This is a genomic window from Iodidimonas gelatinilytica, assembly GCF_008579125.1.
Classification (GTDB): Bacteria; Pseudomonadota; Alphaproteobacteria; order Sphingomonadales; family Rhodothalassiaceae; genus Iodidimonas; species Iodidimonas muriae.
On the sequence record NZ_BKCL01000003.1, the window covers coordinates 289,656 to 312,706 of the forward strand.

At 57.2% G+C, this 23,051-nt stretch carries 20 protein-coding genes, 1 tRNA gene and 2 pseudogenes; 13 read left to right on the forward strand and 10 right to left on the reverse strand.

Annotated features, from left to right (window positions below; translation table 11 throughout):
* Nucleotides 1–22 precede the first annotated feature (22 nt).
* On the forward strand, nucleotides 23–1,438 hold the full coding sequence (locus tag JCM17844_RS06215) for a HAMP domain-containing sensor histidine kinase (RefSeq protein WP_210431474.1): 1,416 nt from the start codon (nucleotides 23–25) through the stop codon (nucleotides 1,436–1,438).
* Nucleotides 1,439–1,462: 24 nt separating this feature from the next.
* On the opposite strand, the gene JCM17844_RS06220 is transcribed toward JCM17844_RS06215, so the two are convergent.
* Complete coding sequence (locus JCM17844_RS06220; protein ID WP_210431475.1) at nucleotides 1,463–2,680, reverse strand: potassium/proton antiporter; 1,218 nt, start codon at nucleotides 2,678–2,680, stop codon at nucleotides 1,463–1,465.
* A gap of 127 nt (nucleotides 2,681–2,807) precedes the next feature.
* On the opposite strand from JCM17844_RS06220, the gene JCM17844_RS14590 reads away from it, so the two are divergent.
* Together JCM17844_RS14590 and JCM17844_RS14595 are read left to right on the forward strand one after the other, a co-directional pair.
* Nucleotides 2,808–3,407, forward strand: a complete 600-nt coding sequence (locus JCM17844_RS14590) for an aminopeptidase P family N-terminal domain-containing protein (protein ID WP_210431476.1) — start codon at nucleotides 2,808–2,810, stop codon at nucleotides 3,405–3,407.
* Complete coding sequence (locus JCM17844_RS14595; protein WP_210431477.1) at nucleotides 3,407–4,084, forward strand: M24 family metallopeptidase; 678 nt, start codon at nucleotides 3,407–3,409, stop codon at nucleotides 4,082–4,084. The genes JCM17844_RS14590 and JCM17844_RS14595 overlap by 1 nt, the downstream gene beginning before the upstream one ends.
* Nucleotides 4,085–4,105: 21 nt before the next feature.
* Here the strand turns inward: JCM17844_RS14595 and pyrF are convergent, their stop codons facing one another.
* From pyrF to aroA, 6 genes and pseudogenes are all read right to left on the reverse strand, one after another.
* On the reverse strand, nucleotides 4,106–4,828 hold the full coding sequence (gene pyrF / locus JCM17844_RS06230) for an orotidine-5'-phosphate decarboxylase (protein ID WP_150000144.1): 723 nt from the start codon (nucleotides 4,826–4,828) through the stop codon (nucleotides 4,106–4,108).
* 50 nt (nucleotides 4,829–4,878) lie between these two features.
* Complete coding sequence (locus JCM17844_RS06235) at nucleotides 4,879–5,247, reverse strand: lipopolysaccharide assembly protein LapA domain-containing protein (RefSeq protein WP_150000145.1); 369 nt, start codon at nucleotides 5,245–5,247, stop codon at nucleotides 4,879–4,881.
* A gap of 51 nt (nucleotides 5,248–5,298) precedes the next feature.
* Entirely contained in the window at nucleotides 5,299–5,589 is a 291-nt protein-coding gene (gene ihfB, locus JCM17844_RS06240) for an integration host factor subunit beta (RefSeq protein ID WP_150000146.1), read from the reverse strand.
* A gap of 222 nt (nucleotides 5,590–5,811) precedes the next feature.
* A pseudogene (rpsA, locus tag JCM17844_RS06245) lies at nucleotides 5,812–7,513 on the reverse strand (30S ribosomal protein S1).
* Nucleotides 7,514–7,710: 197 nt separating this feature from the next.
* Nucleotides 7,711–8,347: pseudogene (cmk, locus tag JCM17844_RS17200) on the reverse strand ((d)CMP kinase).
* On the reverse strand, nucleotides 8,344–9,732 hold the full coding sequence (aroA, locus tag JCM17844_RS06255) for a 3-phosphoshikimate 1-carboxyvinyltransferase (RefSeq protein WP_150000147.1): 1,389 nt from the start codon (nucleotides 9,730–9,732) through the stop codon (nucleotides 8,344–8,346). Before aroA ends, cmk begins: the two are co-directional and overlap by 4 nt.
* Nucleotides 9,733–9,873: 141 nt before the next feature.
* Between aroA and JCM17844_RS06260 the strand changes: the two genes are divergently transcribed.
* The 5 genes from JCM17844_RS06260 to JCM17844_RS06280 all read left to right on the forward strand — a co-directional run bounded on the left by JCM17844_RS06260 (nucleotide 9,874) and on the right by JCM17844_RS06280 (nucleotide 12,692).
* Nucleotides 9,874–10,200, forward strand: coding sequence for an FYDLN acid domain-containing protein (locus JCM17844_RS06260; RefSeq protein WP_150000148.1), 327 nt, complete (start codon nucleotides 9,874–9,876; stop codon nucleotides 10,198–10,200).
* A gap of 190 nt (nucleotides 10,201–10,390) precedes the next feature.
* Nucleotides 10,391–10,465: transfer RNA gene (locus JCM17844_RS06265), tRNA-Ala, on the forward strand.
* Nucleotides 10,466–10,623: 158 nt separating this feature from the next.
* Nucleotides 10,624–10,896 carry a hypothetical protein gene (locus JCM17844_RS06270; RefSeq protein WP_150000149.1) on the forward strand — a complete coding sequence of 91 codons (273 nt, stop codon included), beginning with the start codon at nucleotides 10,624–10,626 and terminating at the stop codon, nucleotides 10,894–10,896.
* Nucleotides 10,897–11,042: 146 nt separating this feature from the next.
* On the forward strand, nucleotides 11,043–11,534 hold the full coding sequence (locus tag JCM17844_RS06275) for a hypothetical protein (protein ID WP_150000150.1): 492 nt from the start codon (nucleotides 11,043–11,045) through the stop codon (nucleotides 11,532–11,534).
* A gap of 369 nt (nucleotides 11,535–11,903) precedes the next feature.
* Nucleotides 11,904–12,692 carry a helix-turn-helix transcriptional regulator gene (locus JCM17844_RS06280; protein ID WP_150000151.1) on the forward strand — a complete coding sequence of 263 codons (789 nt, stop codon included), beginning with the start codon at nucleotides 11,904–11,906 and terminating at the stop codon, nucleotides 12,690–12,692.
* A gap of 15 nt (nucleotides 12,693–12,707) precedes the next feature.
* Here JCM17844_RS06280 and JCM17844_RS06285 read toward each other — a convergent pair whose 3' ends face one another.
* From JCM17844_RS06285 to JCM17844_RS14610, 3 genes are read right to left on the reverse strand one after another with little or no spacing between them, the layout of a single operon-like run.
* Nucleotides 12,708–13,643, reverse strand: coding sequence for a site-specific tyrosine recombinase XerD (locus tag JCM17844_RS06285; RefSeq protein ID WP_150000152.1), 936 nt, complete (start codon nucleotides 13,641–13,643; stop codon nucleotides 12,708–12,710).
* Nucleotides 13,644–13,691: 48 nt separating this feature from the next.
* Entirely contained in the window at nucleotides 13,692–16,058 is a 2,367-nt protein-coding gene (locus JCM17844_RS06290; protein WP_150000153.1) for a hypothetical protein, read from the reverse strand.
* The gene (locus JCM17844_RS14610; protein ID WP_210431481.1) at nucleotides 16,039–16,179 is read right to left on the reverse strand and encodes a hypothetical protein; all 141 of its coding nucleotides are present in this window, start codon (nucleotides 16,177–16,179) and stop codon (nucleotides 16,039–16,041) included. Before JCM17844_RS14610 ends, JCM17844_RS06290 begins: the two co-directional genes overlap by 20 nt.
* Nucleotides 16,180–16,432: 253 nt before the next feature.
* Here JCM17844_RS14610 and JCM17844_RS06295 point away from each other — a divergent pair, with 253 nt between their 5' ends.
* From JCM17844_RS06295 to JCM17844_RS06315, 5 genes are read left to right on the forward strand one after another with little or no spacing between them, the layout of a single operon-like run.
* A complete protein-coding gene (locus JCM17844_RS06295; RefSeq protein ID WP_150000194.1) occupies nucleotides 16,433–16,978 on the forward strand; it encodes a shikimate kinase in 546 nt (181 codons plus the stop codon).
* Entirely contained in the window at nucleotides 16,975–18,102 is a 1,128-nt protein-coding gene (gene aroB, locus JCM17844_RS06300) for a 3-dehydroquinate synthase (protein WP_210431483.1), read from the forward strand. Before JCM17844_RS06295 ends, aroB begins: the two co-directional genes overlap by 4 nt.
* Nucleotides 18,103–18,144: 42 nt before the next feature.
* Entirely contained in the window at nucleotides 18,145–19,428 is a 1,284-nt protein-coding gene (locus tag JCM17844_RS06305) for an HlyC/CorC family transporter (RefSeq protein WP_150000154.1), read from the forward strand.
* 58 nt (nucleotides 19,429–19,486) lie between these two features.
* The gene (locus JCM17844_RS06310) at nucleotides 19,487–22,600 is read left to right on the forward strand and encodes a helicase-related protein (RefSeq protein ID WP_150000155.1); all 3,114 of its coding nucleotides are present in this window, start codon (nucleotides 19,487–19,489) and stop codon (nucleotides 22,598–22,600) included.
* Nucleotides 22,600–23,016, forward strand: coding sequence for an RNA-binding S4 domain-containing protein (locus tag JCM17844_RS06315; protein ID WP_150000156.1), 417 nt, complete (start codon nucleotides 22,600–22,602; stop codon nucleotides 23,014–23,016). Before JCM17844_RS06310 ends, JCM17844_RS06315 begins: the two co-directional genes overlap by 1 nt.
* Nucleotides 23,017–23,051: the final 35 nt, after the last annotated feature.

The following is a 23,051-nucleotide window of genomic DNA, read 5'->3' on the forward strand; positions in this document are numbered from 1 at the left end:
GGCGGGTGGTATGGAAACAGGGGTGGAAACATTGCGAAGCAGCTTGTCATCGCGCTTGCTGCTTTTAACCATCTGTTTTGTGATGGTGGTCGAGGTATTCGTTTATGTGCCTTCGATCGCACAATTCCGGCGCAGTTTTTTAGAGCAGCGTATCACAGCGGCGCAGATTGCCGCCTTGTCCCTTGTTGAAGCCCCCGATCACGCCATCAGTAAAGATCTGGAATTTGCCCTGTTGCGCACAGCCGGGGTGAAGGCGGTGTCCCTGCAGCTTGGCGATCGCCGTCAATTGATGATGGAAGGCGATGCGCCGGCCCGTATCGATGCCCGCTATGATCTGCGGAAATCCTCGATCCCCAATATGATCGGTGATGCCTTTGTCACTTTGGCGCGCGGTGGCAAAGGCACAATCATGGTGAGCGGCGAGCCGCTTCGCCGGTTGGGTGAGGAAGAAATTTCCATCATTTTAGATGAAAGCGCTTTGTTTGATGCGATGGCACTATATTCGCGCAATGTGATGGTGTTGTCGGTGATCATTTCTGTCTTTACCGCAGGATTGGTGTTTTTGACGCTGCATTTTCTAATGGTCCGGCCTATGCGACAGATTACCCGGTCCATGGTTGCCTTTCGCCAGCGCCCCGATGATCCGGAACGCGCCATTGTGCCCAGTGATCGCCATGATGAACTGGGGGTAGCCGAACGAGAATTGGCGCGGATGCAAGAAGAGCTGCGGCTGGCCCTTAACCAGCGCAAGCGGCTGGCCCATGTGGGGGCGGCGGTGAGCAAAGTGAACCATGATTTGCGCAATATTCTGGCCACAGCGCAATTATCGTCCGACCGTTTGATGATGATCGACGATCCCAAGGTGCGCGATATGTCGAGCCGGATGATTTCCGCCATCGACCGGGCCATCGTGCTGTGTGAACGTACCTTGAAATATGGCCGAGCCGATGAGCCGCCGCCAAAGAAACGGACGTTTAATCTCCATGATCTTATAGAGGATGTGCGGGCTTCGGTGGGGCTTGATCTTCAGGAAGAAAATGCCTCCGATGATGGCCCCAAGGTCCATCTGGATAATGCGGTGCAAAAAGATTTCGCGCTCTATGCGGACCCCGACCATATGTTCCGCGTTTTGATGAATCTTGTGCGCAATGCGGCCAATATTCTGGAGCGCACGGGCGGACGGGTAGCGGTTACGGCGGAACGGAAAGGCGAATGTCATTTCGTGCGGGTTTCGGATACCGGTCCGGGTCTGTCCAAGAAGGCCCGCGAGAACCTGTTCGTGCCGTTTAAAGGCTCAACGGGGGCCCGGGGTACCGGCTTGGGTCTTGCCATCGTGGCGGAGCTTGTGGAAGCCAATGGCGGACGGGTGGCGCTGGAGCACAGCGACGACAGCGGCACCACCTTTGTGATCGAACTGCCCTGTGGAGCATCGACCTAAGGCCCTGAGCCCAAACTTTGGGCTCTAGCTTTGCTCCTGGTTTTCCGGATCGGCCTTTTCAGACGGGGAAAGCCCCAGCCAGCGCGCCGCGGGGGCCACGGTCCAGCCTTGCAGGACAAGCGAGGCCACAACGATCACGAAAACAATATTGAAAAATTCCACCGTCACCGGGCCAGCCGTAATCACGGGGAAAATGGCCAGATAAATCGGCACGGCACCGCGCAGGCCCATCCAGCCCAGAAACAGTTGTTCCGATGAGCGAAAGCGCAGTGGCGCAGTGCACAGGGCTACCGCCAGTGGGCGGGCAACGAACATCAAAACGGCGGCAATAACCAGCGCTTCGACCCAGGTGGCGGTCAGTTCGCTGGGCTTGACCAGCAGCCCAAGCATCAAGAACAGCCCGATCTGGCTTAGCCATTGCAGACCTTCATTGAAATGCAGGATGCGGTTGATCGAGCCTTTCATTCGGCCCGCCACCACCAGCCCGCACAGATAAATGGCCAAAAAGCCACTGCCGCCCATAAGCGACGTTGCGGCATAGATAAAAAGCGCCGCCGCCAGCGCCAGCGGGGGGGCAATGCCATCGGGCAGGTGAAGACGGCTCAACAGAGCGGCAAGGCCCCAGCCCCCGGCAAGGCCAGCGACCAGGCCGATGCCAAGCTGCATCACCAGAAGCGGTGCAAAATCGATCAATTCCGCAGGTGAAAGGCTGGCTCCCGAATTGACCAGGATGGTCAGCGCCAAGGTGAGGAAGATAGCCATCGGATCATTGAGGCCGGATTCCAGAACCAGAGTGTTCTTCAGCCGCTGGGGAAGCTTGGCGCGGGAATGCTGGATCAGCAAAAAGGTTGCCGCCGCATCGGTGGAGGCTACCACAGCACCGAGCAAAAGGCCCTGTTCCAAGGGAACGCCCAAAATCCAATGGGCCGGAATACCCGTAACCAAAGCTGTCAGCACCACGCCTATGGTGGCCAGCAAAATGGCGGGTAGCTTTGCGCCGCGTAATGCACGAAAATCCGTTTCCAGCCCACCGGCAAAGAGAATAATGGCCAGCGCCAAGCCGCCAAGGGAATGGACCACCTGAAAATCATCGAAGTTGATTCGTCCCGGCCCATCTTCCCCCGCCAACATGCCGACGCCAAGAACCAACAGCAGAATCGGCGCTCCAAGCCGATGAGATAAAGGGATAAGCAGGAATGCCAAAAAGACCAGAAGGGCGGAAAGTAGAACGAGTTGGTCCATAAAAAATGCGATCCGTTAAAGCCAAGGATTTTGTTTTGTCAAAAAGGCACTGTAGCATGGGATGAGCGTGATCCGGTTACCATAGGTGGCATATTTGGACGCGGCTGCAAGATGGGAGCATTGAACGATGGGTCTTAATAAGCGCGATTTTATCAAAAGCGCAATTTTGGCGATGGCGGCAGGTGGTCTTTCCGGGGTGCCAAAGCGCCGCGTTCATGCTGCTGAGTCGGATGCCTTTTCCAACTTACCCAATCTAGCAGAAAATGCGGTGCCGATCACGGTGGCAGAACGCCGCAAGCGCATTGAAAAAGCACAATCTTTGATGCGGGAGGCCGGTTTGTCGGCGCTGGTGTTGGAACCGGGGTCCAGCCTTGTGTATTTCACCGGCCTTTCTTTGTGGCGTTCAGAGCGGTTTCATGGCGCGGTGATTCCCGCATCGGGCGAGATTGCCTATGTCAGCCCGGCCTTTGAAGAACCGGCCCTGCGTGAGAAATTGCAGCTGGGCGATGATGTGCGGGTGTGGGAAGAGCATGAAGACCCTTTCCGGCTTGTGGCGCAAATTCTTGCCGACCGGGGGGTGAAGAAAGGGGCCGTGGGGATGGAAGCATCCGTGCGGCATTTTGTGGTTGATGGTATCGCCAAACAGGTGCCGCATCTGAGCATTGCGTCGGCTCAGGCGGTGGTCACGGGCTGCCGGGCCATTAAATCACCGGCGGAAATTGCCTGATGCAGATCGCCACAGATATTACCATTGCCGCTTATCGCCATACCGTACCGCGCCTTGAAGCGGGGATGCAGCCCGCAGATTTTCGCGCCATGATGGATGGGGCCACCCGCGCCCTTGGCGGCAGGCCTGTGTTTTCCATGGCCCTGTTTGGTCCGGCCAGCGCTTTTCCCCATGGGTCCAACGCACCGCAGATCTTAAAAGAAGGTGATACGGTCTTGATGGATTGCGGTTGTGCGGTGGAAGGCTATCAGTCTGATATTTCCCGCACCGTGGTCTATGGGACACCGTCTGCGCGGCAGCGCGAAGTGTGGGCCATTGAACGCGCCGCGCAGATGGCGGTGTTTGAAGCCGCCCAACCCGGTGCACACTGTGGGGATGTGGATAAAGCAGCGCGCGCTTTGTTGGAAAGCCATGGCTTCGGGCCGGGCTATCAGGTGCCGGGCCTGCCCCATCGCACCGGCCATGGCATTGGCATGGATGGCCATGAAAGCCCCAATTTCGTGAAAGATGAAGCAACAAGAATTGCGCCGGGCATGTGCTTTTCCAACGAGCCGGGGATTTATATCTATGGGGGATTCGGCGTGCGGCTGGAAGATTGCCTGTGGATCGCCGAGGATGGCCCGCGCTGGTTTAGCACACCGTCCGCATCGCTCGACGATCCTTTGGGGTTGGGCTAAGGGCAGCGCCCAAGGCTTGGCTTAAAAAGGCTCGCTGATCGCGTCGATGATGGATTGGGCGGCTCCCACCGGATCGTCCGATTGGGTGATGGGCCGGCCCACAACGATCACAGTGGCACCGGTTTCAACGGCCTCTTTGGGGGTCATGACCCGCTTTTGATCGCCTGCATCCGTGCCGCGTGGGCGGATGCCGGGCACCACCAGCTTGAAATCCTGACCGGCCACAGAGCGGGTGGTGGAAATTTCATGGGGGGCGCAAACCACGCCATCCAGCCCGGCCTTTTCCGCCAGCCTCGCCAGCCGTGCTACCACTTTATGGGTGCTGCCTTCGATGCCCAGCACGTCCAGATCCCCCGCATCAAGGCTGGTCAGCACCGTCACCGCCACGAGCCAGGGCATTTTGACACTCAGCTTGCTGGCCGTATCGGCTGCACTATCGGCGGCAGCGCGCATCATCGCCAGCCCTCCGCCTGCATGAACGGTCAGAATTGCCGGATTGAGTTGCATGATCGAGCGCATGGCCCCGGCCACCGTATTGGGTATGTCGTGGAATTTTAGATCGATGAACAAGGGCACATCGCGCTTGGCAATGGCTTTGACACCTTTGGGTCCGTGGGCGCAGAAGAATTCCAGACCCAGCTTGAAGCCGCCGACCGTGTCTTTCAGCGCATCGACCAAAGCGGTGGCTTTCTCCAGATCACCGGTATCGAGCGCACAAAATAGCGGATTTTTAAATCGCTGCATAAGATGGTTCGCCGCACTGGCGTCCTTGTTATGGAAAGAAGGGGGGATTGTTACGGATTTGTTTGTGGCCGTGATCCGTGCCGTGGCGCTTGCGCATTGTCAATGGCCACCAGTTTTTTTGCCGTTTGTTCTTCGGCTTTTTGAGCCCGCAGCTCGGACAACGCCAATTCGGCGCGCCGGGCACGTTTTTCCGATTGTCTTTGAGCGAGGCTGGCGCGAACGCTTTTGGGAAATGCCAAAATGGCCGCCAGCAATGCGCCGAGAAATACCCCTGCGAGAAACACCGCAAAAAGAGGCAACTGCAAAACCAGATTGCTTCCGGGGATATCGAGAAGAACGGTTTCGCGATTGGCAACGGACAAAATGATAAGGCCCAAAGCCAGAATAAGGGCGGGAATCAGCACAAACAGGCGACGCATCAGTTGGCCGCCCTGTTTGCCATTCTGCTTGTCGCCTTATCCACAGCTTTGTTAGCTGCCATGCTGGTCATTAAGCTGTTCGCGCAGGTCTTTGCCGGTTTTGAAATAAGGCACATGTTTTTCTTCCACAGCCACCGCTTCGCCGGTGCGGGGATTGCGTCCGGTTCGGGCGGGGCGGGTTTTGACCGAAAATGCGCCAAAGCCACGCAGTTCAACACGGTCACCCCGGCACATGGCAGCGGTAATTTCTTCAAAGACGGTGCCAACAATGCGTTCCACATCACGGTGCAACAAATGCGGATTGGCTTCGGAAAGCAGTGTGATGAGTTCCGATTTGATCATGTGGAAACGATCCTTTCATCGATCCAGACAGTGATTAGCGACCCCAAGCTGTGAAAAGCCTATGGGAGGGGTGCCTACGCCGTCAAGCCGCACAATATACCTGATCGGCCAAGCATGCGGTCAATCTCGGGGCGTTGGCGCAAGAATGGCCGCCCCGCTAGGAAAACGAGGCGGCCTTTTTTATCATCCATGGTCAAATACACATGGATTTTGCCGATCAACTTAGGAGTCGGTTTTGTCTTCTTTGGCCTTTTTCAAGGCTGCGCCAAGAATATCGCCAAGGCTGGCCCCTGAGTCGGTGGTGCCATATTCGGCTACAGCGGCTTTTTCTTCGGCCACTTCCAATGCTTGATCGACAAGGACACGCGCCGTTGACCACGGTCCACATTGGTGACAAGCGCATCGACCTTATCGCCAACAGCGAATCGGTCGGGGCGTTGGTCGCCACGGTCGCGGGCCAGATCCGAGCGACGAATGAAGGCGGTGTAGCCATCGGCGATGGACACTTCGATGCCACCGTCATTCACTTCGGTTACCGTGCAGGTGACGATTTCGCCCTTCTTCTTGGCGGCAACATCGGCGAACGGATCGCCTTCAAGCTGCTTCATGCCAAGGCTGATGCGCTCTTTCTCCACGTCCACATCCAACACTTTGGCTTTCACATGGTCGCCTTTGGAGAATTTCGCAATGGCTTCTTCGCCTGCGGTATCCCAGCCGATGTCGGACATATGAACCATGCCGTCCACATCGAATTCCAAACCAACGAACAGACCGAATTCGGTGATGTTCTTGATTTCGCCTTCGACTTCGGAATCCGGCGGGAATTTTTCAGCAAAGGCTTCCCACGGATTTTCAAGGCATTGTTTCAGGCCAAGGGAGATGCGGCGCTTGTCGGGATCGACTTCCAGCACCATCACTTCGACTTCCTGGCTGGTGGAGACGATCTTGCCCGGATGGACATTCTTCTTCACCCAGGACATTTCAGAGACGTGAACAAGCCCTTCAACGCCAGCTTCCAGCTCAACGAATGCACCATAATCGGTGATGTTGGTGACCGTGCCGTTGAATTTGGCGCCAACCGGATATTTCGCGTCAATGCCTTCCCAAGGATCGGCTTCAAGCTGCTTCATGCCAAGGCTGATGCGCTGGCTGTCTTGATTGACGCGGATGATCTGGACCTTCACCGTTTCGCCAATGGTGACGACATCGGACGGATGATTGACGCGCTTCCATGCCATATCGGTGACATGCAACAGGCCGTCGATGCCGCCCAGATCAACGAAGGCACCATATTCGGTGACATTCTTGACCACGCCATCCACCACATCGCCTTCTTTCAGGCGATCCAGCAGCTCGGCGCGTTGTTCGGCGCGGGTTTCTTCCAGAACGGCGCGGCGGGACACAACGATATTGCCACGGCGACGGTCCATTTTCAGGATCTGGAAAGGCTGGGGAATATTCATCAAAGGCGTGACATCGCGCACGGGGCGGATATCCACCTGGCTGCCCGGCAAGAAGGCCACGGCGCCATTGAGATCCACAGTGAAGCCACCTTTGACGCGCCCGAAAATCACACCCTTTACATGGGATTCTTTTTCGTAAGCGGTTTCCAGATGGTTCCAGGATTCTTCGCGGCGAGCTTTGTCGCGGCTGAGAACGGCTTCGCCATTGGCGTTTTCAACGCGATCGACGAAGACTTCCACATTATCGCCAACGGAAAGTTCAACAGGGGCGCCGGGGACAGAGAATTCACGCAAAGGCACGCGCCTTCGGCTTTCAATCCTACATCGATGACCGCGAGGTCGTTTTCAATGGCCGTTACGGTGCCTTTGACGACTTGACCTTCGAACTGCGAGTCTTCCGACATCGTTTCGTTCAAAAGGGCCTCGAAGTCCTCCATGGAGGGCATTTGCATATCTGTCATGGGTGTTAATCGTACCGATATTAAGGGAGCTTTTCATGCCAGCCGGTTGGTTCCGGCGGTCTTCTTCCGGGGCTCCTTGACGGGCGACCATCGCCTGTCTTCTCCTCATCCCGGAAGCCAATGGTCTCATCATAAAGGCACAAATCGATCCCCAAGAGGCTCGGTTGTGGCATTTTTCAGATGGTGCCTTGGCTCGTTTAAGAGCGCTGCCATTGATCAACGATTTGGCAGGCGCGCTCGAATGCGCTTTCTATATCCAATTCGGTGGTATCTAGCAAGACCGCGTCTTGCGCCGGTTTCAAAGGTGCCGTGGCGCGTTGGCTGTCGCGCCGGTCCCGTTCCAGAAGATCTGCCAGCACCGTTTCATAATTTGTGTCCACGCCTTTGGCTTGCAATTCATGCAAACGGCGTCTTGCGCGCACCGGATCGCTGGCGCTGATATAGAGCTTCACATGCGCATCAGGCACACCACAGTGCCGATATCGCGCCCATCCAGCACCGCACCGGCCTTGCCCGAAGGGGGGTGGCGGGCGAAATCGCGCTGAAAGGCCAGCAAATTGGCCCGCACCACAGGGTTGGCGGCAATGATCGAGCCATATGCCCCACCTGTTCGCTGCGCAATTCGGGATCGTTTAACAGATCCGGATCAAGGGTTTTGGCCGCATGGGCGGCGCGGTCAGCATCTTCCGGGCCGTGGCCTGCCCGCTTCAGGCCAAGTCCGACGGCACGATAGAGCGCACCGGTATCCAGATAGGCCAGATCGAATTTTTCCGCCAATTTGCGCCCTAATGTGCCCTTGCCCGATGCCGCCGGGCCATCCATTGCAATAATCATAAAAGGGAGATCTCCGTGCCCAATGCGTTCATCAACGGTATGAAATCGGGAAAGCTGGTGGTGATGGGGGCGGCATCATCGATGGAGACTGGCCGATTGCTGGCACAGCCCAGAACCAGTGCCGACATGGCAATGCGGTGATCCAGATGGGTGATAACGGTTGCCCCGCCCAAAGGAGGGCTGCCGGTTCCATGAACGATCAGGCCATCGGGCACTTCCTCCACGGCCACATCGCACGCCGATAAGGCAGCGGCCATGGCTGCGATTCGGTCGCTTTCCTTGACACGCAGTTCTTCCAGTCCCGTGAAGCGGCTGCTGCCCTGTGCGCAGGCGGCGGCCACGAACAAGACCGGGAATTCGTCGATCATCAAGGGCGCAATGGCCGGATCAAGGGTTACGGCCTTCAAGCGTTCCGGCCCTGTCATCACCAGATCGGCCACGGGCTCGCCGCCTTCTTCGCGGCGGTTCTCGATGGTCACCGGGGCGCCCATCTGTTCCAGTGCCGTCAAGATTCCCGCCCGCAAGGGGTTGATCCCCACACCTTTCAGCCGGATTTGGGAGCCTGGCCGGATGGCCGCGGCCACCAAAGGAAAGGCCGCAGAGGAAATATCCCCCGGTACGGAAATATCCACGGGGGACAGCTCCGCCTCGCCGGTCATGCGGATGATGCGGCCTGTATTGCCAGTGCTGTTTTCTTCCACTGTGATCTGGGCGCCCATGGCTTTCAGCATCCGTTCGCTATGGTCGCGGGTGGCTTTTGGCTCGCGCACGATACTGGTGCCCGGTGTATTGAGCGCCGCCAGCAAAATTGCCGATTTTACCTGCGCCGAAGCAACTGGAAGGGTGTAATCGATGGGCATGGGGCTGTCGCTGCCGGTGATCATCAAGGGCAATCGCCCGTCACCGCACGACTCGATAACAGCCCCCATTTGCGACAGGGGCGCAATCACCCGGTTCATGGGGCGTTTGCGCAAAGACCCGTCGCCGGTGAAAAAGCAGCGGATCGGCTGAGAAGCGACCAGCCCCATCAACAAGCGGGTGGAGGTGCCGGAATTGCCCATATCCAAGATGTTGTCCGGTGTTTGAAGCGCCCCGACACCCACGCCGTCAACCACCCATTGGCCGGGAGATTCGCGCCGGATGCCAACACCCATAGCCGACAAAGCCGCGGCCGTCGCATGGACGTCTTCACCTTCCAAAAGCCCCGTAATATGGGTGCGCCCCACTGCCAAAGCGCCAAGCATCAAGGCACGGTGAGAAATGGATTTATCGCCGGGTAGGGAGCATTGTCCCTTGAGATGCGTCACGCATTTGGACTGCGCCCCTCCGGCCTTGCTGGACTTTTGGCTGGATATGGGGCCTATGGATGTTTCATGTGCCGACATTTTTTTGTTGACTTTCCTGCCGCTTCTTTCGATTTGACGCGGTAGGTTTTGACAGAAGCGACGGACCGTGGCAATGGATGCCGTTCGATAAAGAGCGGTGGGCATCGTGCCTTAAGGAATGGCGACCGAAGGAGTAGTTTCGTGGCGAAGCCCGAATGGGGAACCAAGCGTACCTGTCCCAAATGTGGTACGCGCTTTTACGATCTTCAAAAAGACGACCCCGTCGTCTGCATTGATTGCGGTACGGAATGGGCTCCCGAGCCTATTTTGAAATCCCGCCAGCCCGTAGCAGCGGAAGTTGCGAAAAAGGTGGTGACACCGAAAGCGGATGACGATGAGGATGATCTCGGTCTTGATGATGATGACGATATCAAAATCGATGATGACGATGATGTCACCGTCGATACGGATGATGACGATGATGATGTCTCTGCCGTCGTTATCGCTCCGGTGAAGGACGACGACTGAGGCCGGACTTCGAGATTTCGCGGGAAAATATCCGGGTTTTGAATATTTTTTCAAAATTGGGTATTTTCTCGCTTGATCGCTTTCGATCCAGCCACTAATGTCCGCGCCGCGTCCGACAGTTGGCTCCCAAGCCACAGCGCGTCGGAAAAGCAATGATCGGCAGTTCGCTGCCTATCATGACAATGATCAAGGGGCCGTAGCTCAGTTGGGAGAGCGCTACAATGGCATTGTAGAGGTCAGGGGTTCGATTCCCCTCGCTCCACCATTCTTCCAGAATGACAATCGCCTCGAATTCAAGAAAATTCCCCGGGGCTCCGCCATCCCTTGACGGGAAAGGCATTTTAGAAAAGACCGTTTCAGGTCAATCCGCTTCCCCCGCTCGTCATTTTTAACTGGCCCCGCTCCGCTCGACCCGAAGCCGTCATGATCGCCGGTGTTGGGATCGATGCTCACATGGACCATGTTCAAGGCTGTGGGCGCACCGTCATTCCCACACACCCGTTCGTCATTCCCGGACTTGATCCGGGAATCCAGTTCTTCCTTTACCACACCCTGCGGCAGGCTATGCTGGACTCCGGATCAAGTCCGGGAGTGACGGATTTGGATGGTTATGGCGCCCAGTCGGGCTGCGCGGATTCAATTGTTCTCCACAAAGCGTTATGGAATTTCAGTCTGTCTGTCGTCACCCCCCTGTGACTCTTTGTGTGCCATTCAGCTCTGGTTCAGATGGGTTTGCACATTATATCCCGAATGATGCCCGAAAAGCGGACTTTGGAGAACGGACCATGCGAAAGTTTCTAGGAGCCCTGGCAATTGGATCAATGGCCCTGAGCGGATTGTCAGTGATCGCGGCCAGCCCTGCTGAAGCCGGTCCACGCAATTATAGCTACGGGGGTGGCCATTATGGCGGCTCTTATGGAAGCTATCGTGGTGGGCGTCATTATAATCGCGGCCACCATTATCGAGGCCGCCATCGTGGCGGGCATGGGGCGGCCAATGTGCTGTTAGGCGTTGGAGCCGGTCTGTTGCTCTATAGTGCCATTGATAGTGCCAATGACCGCAGACACGCTTCGGCTTATGGCGGCGGCTATTATGCACCGCAGCGGGTTTATGGTGTGGCCCAGCCACCGCAATATGCCGAACGCCCCGGGCCGATCCCTGCGCGTGCGGCTCCGGTTGGGGAGCAAGCGGCATCCGATTGCCTGCAAACCCGCGAATATCAAACCACCATCACCATTGGCGGTGAAGAAAAAGACGCATATGGCACCGCTTGCTTGCAGCCCGATGGTGATTGGAAAATGGGATCGCCGACCCTTGTTCCCGATTATGAATAAGCGCCCGATCCTTGCTCTAACCCGCATTTGATCATCAAAAAGCCAAAGATCCGCAGAAAAGCAGGGACTTTGGCTCTTTTGATATAAAAAAGCGTCGGGTTTGCAACATACTGAAAAGAAAAGTTAAGTTGAGATTCTTGCGTACTCTGTGAAGAGCTTTACGTTACGTAAACTTGCGCAAAAGAGTGTGACATGCGCAACAACACTTCGAAGACACCTTGGCGTCGCTACTTGATTGCCCTATCTTATAGGGAATTATAAAGAGGCAAAGTGCCGTTTTTCTCTATGAGAAATCATGGCCTTTGACCCGTGCTGTTCTTTGGGACCAATGCTGTTCTTCAAGTTCAGTGGTCGTCTTTGGGGTGAGTGATGTTAGCCGAACCAACACAACGGTTTTTAAGTGATTTGCCCGGCGCTCGAAACCTTCAGGAAGCCTCGATGCTTCTGGGAGATTACAGCCAGTCCCTGCCTGTTCCGCGTGCGGCTTTTGATAATGATCTGGCCAATCCGTCCCATGTGGCGGGGCAAAAGCGCGAACCCATTGGCGTTGAACTGGGCTGGCCTTCGGATTTTGTGCGGCGCTGGTTCAATTCTGGCCTGATGCTGGCCTGTCCCCTTGTGGTGCCATGCCGCAAGATGCGGCGGCCCTTTTCCTGGGGCTTGGATGAAGACAATCTTGGGCTGGAAGGCGATACATTGCCAAAACCATTTACCGCTTTGGGGCAGCAAACCCTTAGCCTGTTGCGTCAGGTGGGCGTTCGGTCGGGCATCACCGTGCCGGTGCATCAGCCCGGCGGTCGCACGGGTTTTGTCACATGGGTCAGCAACGAGCCTTTGAAGATCGTGCGCGACTGGGCGGACCGCCATGCGGGCGAGCTGTTTTTGGTGGGCCACGCCTTTTTGGAACATGTGGACATGATGGTCGCAGAAGGCGCGTCGGATATGGCGGACGCCTGTTCCCTGACCGAGCGTGAGCGGGAATGTCTGACATGGGTGGCCTGCGGCAAAACCGATAGTGAAATCGGCATAATCATCGACCGCTCGCCAGAGACGGCGCGTTTCCATGTGCGCAATGCCATTGCCAAGCTGGATGCCAGTTCCCGCAGCCATGCCGTGGCCAAAGCCATGCGCAAGGGCTGGCTGGGCCAGATCGAATAAGGCCCGGTCGTTTTTTTATTTCAAGGTCGGATCTTTTGCCAGCGGATGCTTTTCGCTGACCAGCTTGCGCAGCCGTTCTTCCAGCACATGGGTATAGATCTGGGTGGTGGAAATATCGGCATGTCCCAGCATTTTCTGCACGACCCGCAAATCGGCCCCATGGGCCAGCAAATGGGTGGCAAAGGCATGGCGCAGCTTGTGGGCCGAAAGCTTTTCTGGGGCAATCCCCGCTTCAATAGCCAGATCCTTGAGCAATTGCTGCACCCGCATCCGGCTGAGATGGCCTTGCGCACCGCGTGATGGAAACAGCCAGCGGCTTTGGCGATATTCCGGTTTGTCGCGCTTTAAAGTCTCAAGATATCCGGTGAGGGCGTACCGCGCCTGCTCTCCCAAAGGCACCATGCGTTCCACCCCTCCCTTGCCTTTCACAAACAAAAAAGGACGGTCGGGGGAAAAAGCATGGCGGGGCAGGCTCAACAATTCGGATATGCGCATTCCGGTGGCATAAAGCGTTTCGATCAGGGCCAGAAGCCGTGCATTTCCCACGGTATTTTTGGCCTCATACCGTTTTTGGGCTACATCCAGAAGCCGTGTGACGTCTTCTTCGCTCAATATGGAAGGCAAATGGTCCGCCTTGCGGGGGCTGTCTATATTGGCGGTGGGATTGTCCGGCTTTAGCCCCTCGCGGAACAAAAACAGGAAATACTGGCGCAGTGTGGATAAACGGCGGCTGGCGGTGCTGGCCGATAGATTTGACCGGAACAGATCGTCCAGATAGGCGCGGACATCTTCTGTGCTGGCGGTGGCGGATTGGCAGCCGCACCGCTGGAAAAAGTCCATCAGATCCCGTTCATAGGCCAGCAAGGTATTCTGCGCCACGCCGCGTTCCGACGACAGGGCTTCCAGAAACTGCTCTAGAAGATAGCGGTCCTCTCCCTTGGCGCGGGCCATGTGGTTGCTGTCCTAAAAACCGGTTTTGCTTTTAAAAGCCCTGCTCGATCAGGCCTCCATCGCCAATCTGCGGCTGTCTTGTTCCAATCCTGCTTCACGTAGCCCCACCAGAAGGGTGGACAGCACAGGGGCCGATACAAAGGCCGGGCCATCTTCCCCCAAAGCCACAAGCGTTGTGAGAACCGTTTCCCCGGTGCGGTGGCTGGTGATGGCCTGGATCAATTGCCGCCATAAGGTGGCTGGTGGTATGGGGCCATGGCGCAAAGGGGCTGTCAGTGCACGTTGCTGCAGATCAAAAGGCACCGGTTTTCCCAAGCCTTCCAAAACGGTGAACAACAAATCGGCGCGGCTCAATTGCTCATGCTCTGTGCGGCCTGAATGGGTGGTCATCCACAGAGTCAGCATGTCCGGATCTATAGCCACATGACCGGTTTCATCCATCACAGCCATCAAGGGCCATAAGGCAAGCAAGGCGCGGCGGGCATCCAGATTGCCTTGATCCGCCGCTAGCCGTGCCGCTTCATACCATGCCACTGCATCTTCGGCGCGGCCATTCAACAGATGAATGCGTCCGGCACTATCGGCATAGCCCGCCAAGGCCATGCTGGCGGTGATGGCCTCCAATGGTTCGGCCAAGGCTCCGGCCATGGCGGTGATCAGCCCACGGCTTCGGCCCCTTTCAAGGGCGATTTCGATCCACCGGATACGCTCATGCGGGCTTTGGGATTTTGCCGCCAACTGCCATAAAAGAGCATCCAGCTCTATGCCGCCAAGAAGCGCCTCATTGGTTGGAACCGGCGCTGCCTCGTCTGACATCTCTTGTTGTCCGGCGGGGTCGTTTTCCGATTCGGCTGTCCGGTCTTGCTCGGCTTCCAAAGATGCAAAGACGGCAGCCCGTTGCGCATCGGTGAAAGAGAGAGAGGCAAAAATTTCGGCAAGCTGTGCGCCATCCATCAGGCCTTTTTGCGCGGCTTTCTGGGCCAAAGCCAAACGGTCGTCAGTGGATAATGTGGGCGATTGCGACAAGGCGACCAGCAAAATTTCCGGTGCAGACCGGATCAGTGTGCCGGGCAAAGGGGTGGCAGTTAATTGGCTGGCGGCAAACAGCTCTGGCGTCAGCTCTGTTGCGCTGGAAAGGTCAAGGGCATCGGTGGGGGCGGTGCGGCCTTCGATTTGATCCAGCAGGGCTTCCACCAGCGCGGAAAACGCCGGGCTGGCTTCATTGGCATCATCCAAAAGGGTCAGCTTGAATCGGGCGGTGCCGCGATTGCCTTCAAACGCTTCACAAAGAGCCGTGACCCGCAGCCACAAAGCCGCCCCCGATTGGACAATGGCTTGCTGGGCGATCTGGCAGGCGGTTTCATAATCACCAATGGCCAAGGCCGCATGGGTGCGCATACGGTCCAGATCGGCATTCTCCAGATCTGCGGGAAGACGTTCGGAAAGGGCCAGGAAATCATCGACAGCACCGGCGGCATAAAGCCGTTCCAGCCGGGCCATCAGCAGATCGGAGCCTTGGGCTTGCGCTTCATCCATGCCCTGATCGGGGTTTTCATCCGGTGGCGCTGTCAAAGTTTCCGCTGTGATGGAAAGCGGATTCGCGGTTTCGGGATCTGCTTGGGATGCGGCATCCGGGAAGGCCGAAGGGCGCGTTTCAAAGCCGGTTTCGTCAAGGACTTGGGCTTGTAAAGATATGTCCGCTTCGGGGGATGCAAGGGCGACAGGCTTTGAAGGCAGGCTGGCAGGGGACAGCAAAAGCCGCCGCATCAAAGAGCGCATCGCTGTGGACGAGGCTTGTGCCGGCAGGGCCGGGATCAGGCGTTCAAGGGTTTCACGCTGGCTGCCTTGCCACATGGTGATAGGAAAGGGCTGTACCGACCGATCGGTCCAAACACCGATGGCGGCCGGGTCCAATTGTGACAAGGCATCTACGGTGATGTTGGGATCAAGGGATTCGCCTGCTTCCGAGGTGCTAAGATCCGCATCGCCATCGGGTTGGGCGGCCCCATTGGCCAGCACTGTGTCCGGTGATTCTTGCGGCTCATCCAGCGAAGGGATCGCAATTGATTGCTTGGGCACATAAGGCCCGATCAGGATCGATGTGGGGGCGTGGTCCGCATCTTCCCAGGGAGAATTTTGCAGATCGCCCCGTGCATCATTTTGTGCATCACTGCCCCGCGGGCCAAGATAAAAACGCCGCTTTTCCGTAGAGGTGCCAGCGGGATCGCGGGATTGTTGGGTGCTGTTGTCTTGCAAGGCCCCAAGGGGATCATTGGCCGGGGCAGGGGTGCTTTGGGCCATCGCCTTTTGGGATGTGGCAAGGCCCAGCCCAAATGCTGCGCAAAGGCCCCAGCACAGGGCTGTTCCGGATAACAGGGCGCACCGGCCTTTCCGGCTAGTTGGTAATAAGATCATCCGGCAACTCCTGCTCCACCCGCTCTTGGGGCGCGGGAATGTCCCATGTATAAAGCCACACCGTTCCGGCAAGCACAGCCAGCACAGCCAAAAGGACGATAATCAACCAGACGCGTTTCATGATGGGCAAAACCTCATTCTTACCGAGCCCGGTTATAGGCGGTGGGAGCCGACCCTGTCTAGGCCGCTCCCTTTTGTCGGTGTGCGTGAAAAACACAGACACAGCAGATAAATGGCTGCCATATCCATGTTGAAACTAAAAAACGACCATGACCAGTCTATGACCTGCATGCGGTTGCTTTATGGCAGCGCATTTTTGTGCTGTAAGACAGGGCATGACCGATCTTGAAAAATATAAAGGGCATCCCGCCCATATGAATCTGGAAAATCCCGACAGGACGATTGTGCTGATTGGCCTGATGGGTGTTGGAAAATCAACCATTGGCAGGCGGTTGGCCCTTCGCCTGGGCCTTGGATTTGTGGATGCCGATGAAGAAATCGAACGGGCAGCGGGGCGCACGGTTTCGGAAATTTTTGAAAGTTTTGGCGAAGCGGCTTTCCGTGATGGCGAACGAAAAGTCATCGCCCGGCTGATTGAAGGGCCGGCACAGGTCATTGCAACGGGTGGCGGGGCGTTTATTGATGCCGAAACCCGGCGATTGATTTTAAAGCGCAGCATTTCCATCTGGCTGGATGCGGATATTGATGTGTTGGTGGAACGCACAGCGCGGCGGGATACCCGGCCCTTGTTGAAAAGCGGCGATCCGCGCAGCATTCTGGTCCGGCTGTGGCAAGAGCGTAGCCCCCAATATGCCAAGGCGGATCTTCATATCAAAAGCTCTGATGGCCCCCATGAACAGGTTGTGGATCAGATTGTTAAGGCCCTTCAGGGGCATATTCGGGAAAGCAGCAACAGGTGACAGAACAGCAACAGGCGCAAAAAATCACGCAGGTTCCGGTGTCTTTGGGAGCGCGCGGCTATCAGATCATGATTGGCGAGGGATTGTTGGCCGATCCCATGCCTTATCTTGCCGATATACTGCCCCGACCCAAATTGGCGTTGGTCAGCGATGATGTGGTGGCGACGCGGTATGGCCCGGCGCTGATGGCGGCTTTGGCCGATGGCGGCGTCGATGTGGATCTGCATGTGATTCCGGCGGGGGAAGGGTCCAAATGCTTTGCTGAACTGGAACGCCTGTGCGCCGCGCTTTTGGATTTCGGCATTGAACGCAGCGATCTGGTGATGGCCTTGGGCGGCGGCGTGGTGGGTGATCTTACCGGCTTTGCGGCCTCTGTTTTGCGCCGCGGCGTGGGGGTGGTGCAGATTCCCACAACCCTTTTATCGCAAGTGGATAGCTCGGTGGGCGGCAAGACCGGTATCAATATGGCGCAGGGGAAAAATCTGGTGGGAGCCTTTCACCAGCCGCGTCGGGTGCTGATCGATCTTGCCACCCTTGATAGCCTGCCAGAGCGTGAGCGTAAGGCGGGCTATGCGGAAGTGGTGAAATACGGCCTGATTGACCGGCCGGACTTTTTCACATGGCTGGAGCGCAATGGGGCCGCTGTTTTGAAAGGCGATAAACAGGCGCAGGCTTATGCGGTGGCGGAAAGCTGCCGGGCCAAGGCGGCCATCGTTGTTGCCGATGAACGCGAATCGGGGGCGCGGGCGCTTTTGAATTTGGGCCACAGCTTTGGCCATGCCATTGAAGCCTTTGCGGGCTATGATGGTCGGGTATTGCATGGCGAAGCGGTGGCGATCGGCTGCCAGATGGCATTGGATCTGTCGGTGGTGCTGGAACTGTGCCCAAAGGCGGATGCAGACCGGTTGCGCCGGCATCTTGCGGAGACGGGCTTGCCCCATCGCTGCACGGATCTGTGCACCGGGTTAAGCGCCGACCGGATGATGGATTTGATGGCGCAGGATAAAAAAATGTCTGCCGGGGTGCTGACTTTCGTTTTAAGTCGGGGCATCGGCCAAGCCTTTTTAAGCCGCGATGTGCCGTCCGATGTTTTGCACGGTTTTTTGGCCGCCAATCTTATATAAGTCGGCTATTGGTGCCTCGACCTGTTTGAACGGAGCTGTTTTATGCTGATCGCGCACATATCGAGCCTTGCTTTCATTTTTGTATTGCTGTGCTTGTCGGCCTTTTTCTCTGGCTCGGAAACGGCGCTGACAGCGGCAAGCCGTGCCCGTATCCACCGCTTGGCGCGGGATGGCGACGGGCGGGCCAAGCGGGTTGAAAAGCTGATCGAAGACAAAGAGCGGCTGATCGGCGCGATTTTGCTGGGCAATAATCTGGTGAATATTCTTGCCAGTGCGCTGGCGACCAGCGTGTTCATTGCCTTGGTGGGCGAAAGCGGGGTGGTCTATGCCACCTTGATCATGACCGCTTTGGTGCTGATTTTCTCCGAAGTGCTGCCCAAATCCTATGCCATTTCCAATCCCGATGGCATGGCGCTTGCCGTTGGGCGGGTGATCGGCCTTGTGGTGCTGCTGTTTTCACCGGTGGTCAATCTGGTGCGCCATATCGTGCGGGGCACCTTGAATATGTTTGGTGTGGATCTGGAAAGCAATGAAGCGGTGCTGTCGGCCCGGGATGAAATTCGCGGGGTCATCGATCTGGGGGCCAGCGAAGGCGGTATCCGTAAATCCCACCGCGACATGCTGGATTCGATCCTCGATCTGGATGACATCACAGTGGAAGATGTGATGATCCACCGCAAGAATATGGCCCTGATCGATCTGGCCATGCCGGCACAGGAAATTGTCGACGAGGTGATCGAAAGTCCTTTTACCCGCCTGCCCATCTATGAAGACGATGCGGAAAATATCGTCGGGGTTTTGCATGCTAAAGACGTTTTGCGGGCGATGAAGGCGACAAGCGATCCGGCAGAAATCGATATTCGTGCCATTATGACCGATGCGTGGTTCGTGCCCGAAACCACCACATTGCGTGAACAGATGAATGCGTTTTTATCGCGTCGGGCGCATTTCGCCATGGTGGTGGATGAATATGGGGCGATTCAGGGGCTGATTACTCTGGAAGATATTCTGGAAGAAATCGTTGGCGATATCACCGACGAATTCGACCATGCCAATCATGGGGTGAAAAAGCTGGCCGATGGCTGGATACAGGTGGATGGCACCATGACCATCCGCGATCTTAACCGCCGGTTTGACTGGTCTTTGCCTGATTCCGATGCCTCCACATTGGCCGGGCTGGTGATTTACGAATCGGAGATCATCCCCATTGTCGGGCAACGCTTTCAATTCCACGGCTTTGATTTTGAAATCATCGGTCGGCGGCGCAATCAGCTGACGCAGATCAAGGTCCGGCCCGTTGCGGCGGATGCTGTGTCCGGCGATTGACCGGAGCCGTGGCCGAAGGCCTCTCCCCCCTTAAACGCGCACTATAACAGGATACAGGATGCAGCGAGCGCAAGGCGACGGCGGGCGGGTGATTGCCGTTCTTGGCCCCACCAATACCGGCAAGACCCATTATGCGGTGGAACGGATGCTCGGCCATGCGTCCGGGATGATCGGCTTTCCGCTGCGGCTGTTGGCGCGCGAGATTTATGATCGGGTGGTGGCGGCCAAGGGGGCGGCGCGGGTTGCTTTGCTGACCGGTGAGGAAAAAATTGTTCCGCCGCGGCCTTCCTACTGGATTTGCACCGTCGAATCGATGCCCATGAGTCAAAGGGTGGATTTTCTGGCGGTGGACGAAATCCAGTTGGCCGCCGATGCCCAGCGCGGCCATGTGTTCACCGATCGGCTGCTTTATGCGCGGGGGGTGGAAGAAACCGTGTTCATGGGGGCGGCCACCATGCAGCCCTTGATCAGCCGGTTATTGCCCGATGCCACCCTTGTGACGCGGCAGCGTTTGTCGCAATTGCGTTATGTACAGCCGCAAAAGCTGCACCGCCTGCCGCGCCGTGCGGCGCTTGTGGCGTTTTCCGCCGAGAATGTTTACGGGCTGGCCGAGCTTGTGCGCCGCAATCGTGGCGGCACCGCGGTGGTGATGGGCGCCTTGTCGCCCCGCACCCGCAATGCGCAGGTGGCGCTCTATCAAAACGGGGATGTGGATTATCTGGTGGCCACCGATGCCATTGGCATGGGGTTGAATATGGATATCGACCATGTGGCCTTTTCTGCCACCCATAAATTCGATGGGGAAAGGGTGCGGGCCCTCTCTGCACCGGAAGTGGCGCAAATTGCCGGACGGGCCGGGCGGCATATGAATGACGGCAGCTTTTCTACGCTGGCAGGGGCCGAAGGGGCGTCTTTGGATCCGCAGCTTATCGCACAGGTGGAAGATCATGATTTCCGCCCGCTCAAGGCGTTGATCTGGCGCAATTCCCGTCTTGATTACCGCTCGGCAGCCAAACTGGTTGCCTCTTTGGAGTCGCCATCGGCCCGGCCCGATCTGGTGCGGGCGCGCGAAGCACTGGATTTGCAGGCTTTGAAGGCTTTGGCAAAAAATTCCGATGTGTCGGCCATCGCCACCACACCGGCGGCGGTGCAACGATTGTGGGAGGTGTGTCAGATCCCCGATTTTCGCCGTGTATCGGCAAGTGAACATTTGTCCTTGCTTCAGCGCATCTACCGCGATTTGATGGGGCGTCACGGTGTTGTGCCCCATGATTGGATGGCCAAACAGGTCAGCCGACTTGACAATGTACAAGGCGACATTGATACCTTGGCGGCCCGGATCGCCAATATCCGAACATGGACCTATGTCGCCAACCGGCGAAACTGGTTATCGGATGCAGCGCACTGGGCGCATGTGACGCGGGGTATTGAGGACAAATTGTCCGATGCCTTGCATGATAGATTGACGCAGCGGTTCGTAGACAGACGGACATCCGTTCTGATGCGCGAATTACGCCAGCGAGGCGAGTTGTCGGTGAGCATAGACGAAACCAACGAAATCATTGTCGAAGGGCATGCCATTGGCACGCTCGATGGCTTCACGTTCCGCGCCGATCCATCTGCGGTGGGCGAGGAATTCAAAACCCTTGAGCAGGCTGCGGATATCGCCTTGAAGGCGGAAATCACGCGGCGCGCCAAGATTTTTTGCAATATTGGCTATAAAACGCTGCAGCTGGATGTTTCCGAAGGGATGCACCGGCCAAAGCTGGTTTGGCAGAAATCTGTCATTGCGCGTCTTGAAAAAGGCGATTCGCCTTATGAACCGCGCGTCAAGCTGGTGGAAGGCACGCTTTTAACCGATGCCTTGGCAGAAAATGTGCGCCAGAGCTGTGCCGCTTGGTTGTCGGAACGCATTGCCGACAAGCTGGAACCGCTTTTGAAGCTGAAAGCGGAAATCGAGAAGCAGGCACCGGCGAAAACAACCGAGCTTCAAAAGGCACCGGAAAGTGCAGAGGAGGCGCCACAAGCTGCTGCCGACTCGGCCTCGGCCCCCGATGCCGGAGAGGGGGCAGGAGACGCGAAAGCGCCTGCGGCTCCGGTTGTTGCGGCTGCGGATGCACCTTTGGCGGGTTTGGCGCGCGGTGTGGCCTTTCAGATTCTGGAACGCTTTGGTGTGCTGCCACGCGGGCAGGTATCGGAAGAATTGCGCAAAATCGACCAAGATGCGCGCAAGGGCCTGCGGCGGTTCCATATCCGTATCGGTGCCACCGCTCTTTATATTCCGCTGATCCTGAAGCCCCATGCGGTGGAATTGCGCTTGCTGGCTTGGGCTTTGTGGAATGGCATTTCCGATTTGCCGCCAATGCCGACGCCCGGTTTGGTGTGGATTCAGACCGACCCCAAAGCGCCGCGTGAATTTTATGAAATTGCCGGTTTCCGGTTGATTGGCGGGCATGAAGCGGTGCGGCTGGATATGCTGGAACGCTTGGCGGATACGGCCCGGCCTTTGGGGCAGAATGGCGCGAAATTTACCGTCACTCCGGAAATTATGGGCCTTGTGGGCTGTTCGGGGGAAAGCTTTATTCGCTCGATGCGGGCTGTGGGCTATGCGCATGAAATTGTGAAAGTGCCAGCTCCTGTTCAAGAAGTGCCTGTTCAAGAAGCGCCCGCTAAAGATACATCTGCGCAAGAGACGCCGGTTCAAGATGCTGCGGATGCCGCTTCGGACGTGGCTCCGGAAACAGCGCCAGAAACAGTGCCGGAAGCGACTCCGGATGCGACGGCAGAAGCCGCTCCAGAAGCAGCGGCTGACGTCTTTGAGCCGGAAATGGTGGATGAGGTACGGTTCTTCTGGTCGCCCCGTCAACCGCGCCCCGCTTCCCGAAACCGGAATCGCTCTCATGCGGCCAATCATGCGGATCAACGCAAGGGCGGCGGACCCAAGGTGAAAAATGCGCACCGCGCCAAAACCGAGGAGAACCGCCCGGAGGGCGGGCGTTCTCATGGCAATAAATCCGGTGGGAAAGGCCGCGCCGCTGGCCATCGGCAAGGGGATGGACGCGGATATAAATCCCATGCCTCTGCAGATCGCAAACCCCGCGATGAAATCAATGAAGACAGCCCCTTTGCGCAGTTGAAAGCCCTTAAAGATGCGTTGGAGAAGCGTGGCTGATGTCGAAGGACGGCCCCACAAAAGACGGGGTTGAAACAGCGCGTATGCGACTGGATAAATGGTTGTGGGCTGCGCGGTTTTATAAAACCCGCAGCCTCGCCACCCGTGAAGTGAAAACGGGCCGCCTGCGCATAAATGGCACCCATGTGAAAAAGCCCAGCGCGGCCATTGTGGTGGGGGATGTTCTGACCTTTGCCAAGGCAGAGCGCGTGTTTGTGGTGCGTGTTTTGGCGTTATCCGACCAGCGCGGGCCGGCAATCGTGGCGCAGGGACTATATGAAGACCTGTCCCCTCCACCGGAGAGCGCAAAAACGGCGCAGGAAAAAAACCGCCATGCCCGAAGAGAGGCCGGAAGCGGGCGTCCCACCAAAGCGGACCGCCGCGCCCTTGATCGCTTCCTGAGCCAGAAAGAATAACCGTTGGCGGGACCAGAAACAGTCAGGAGATCTCT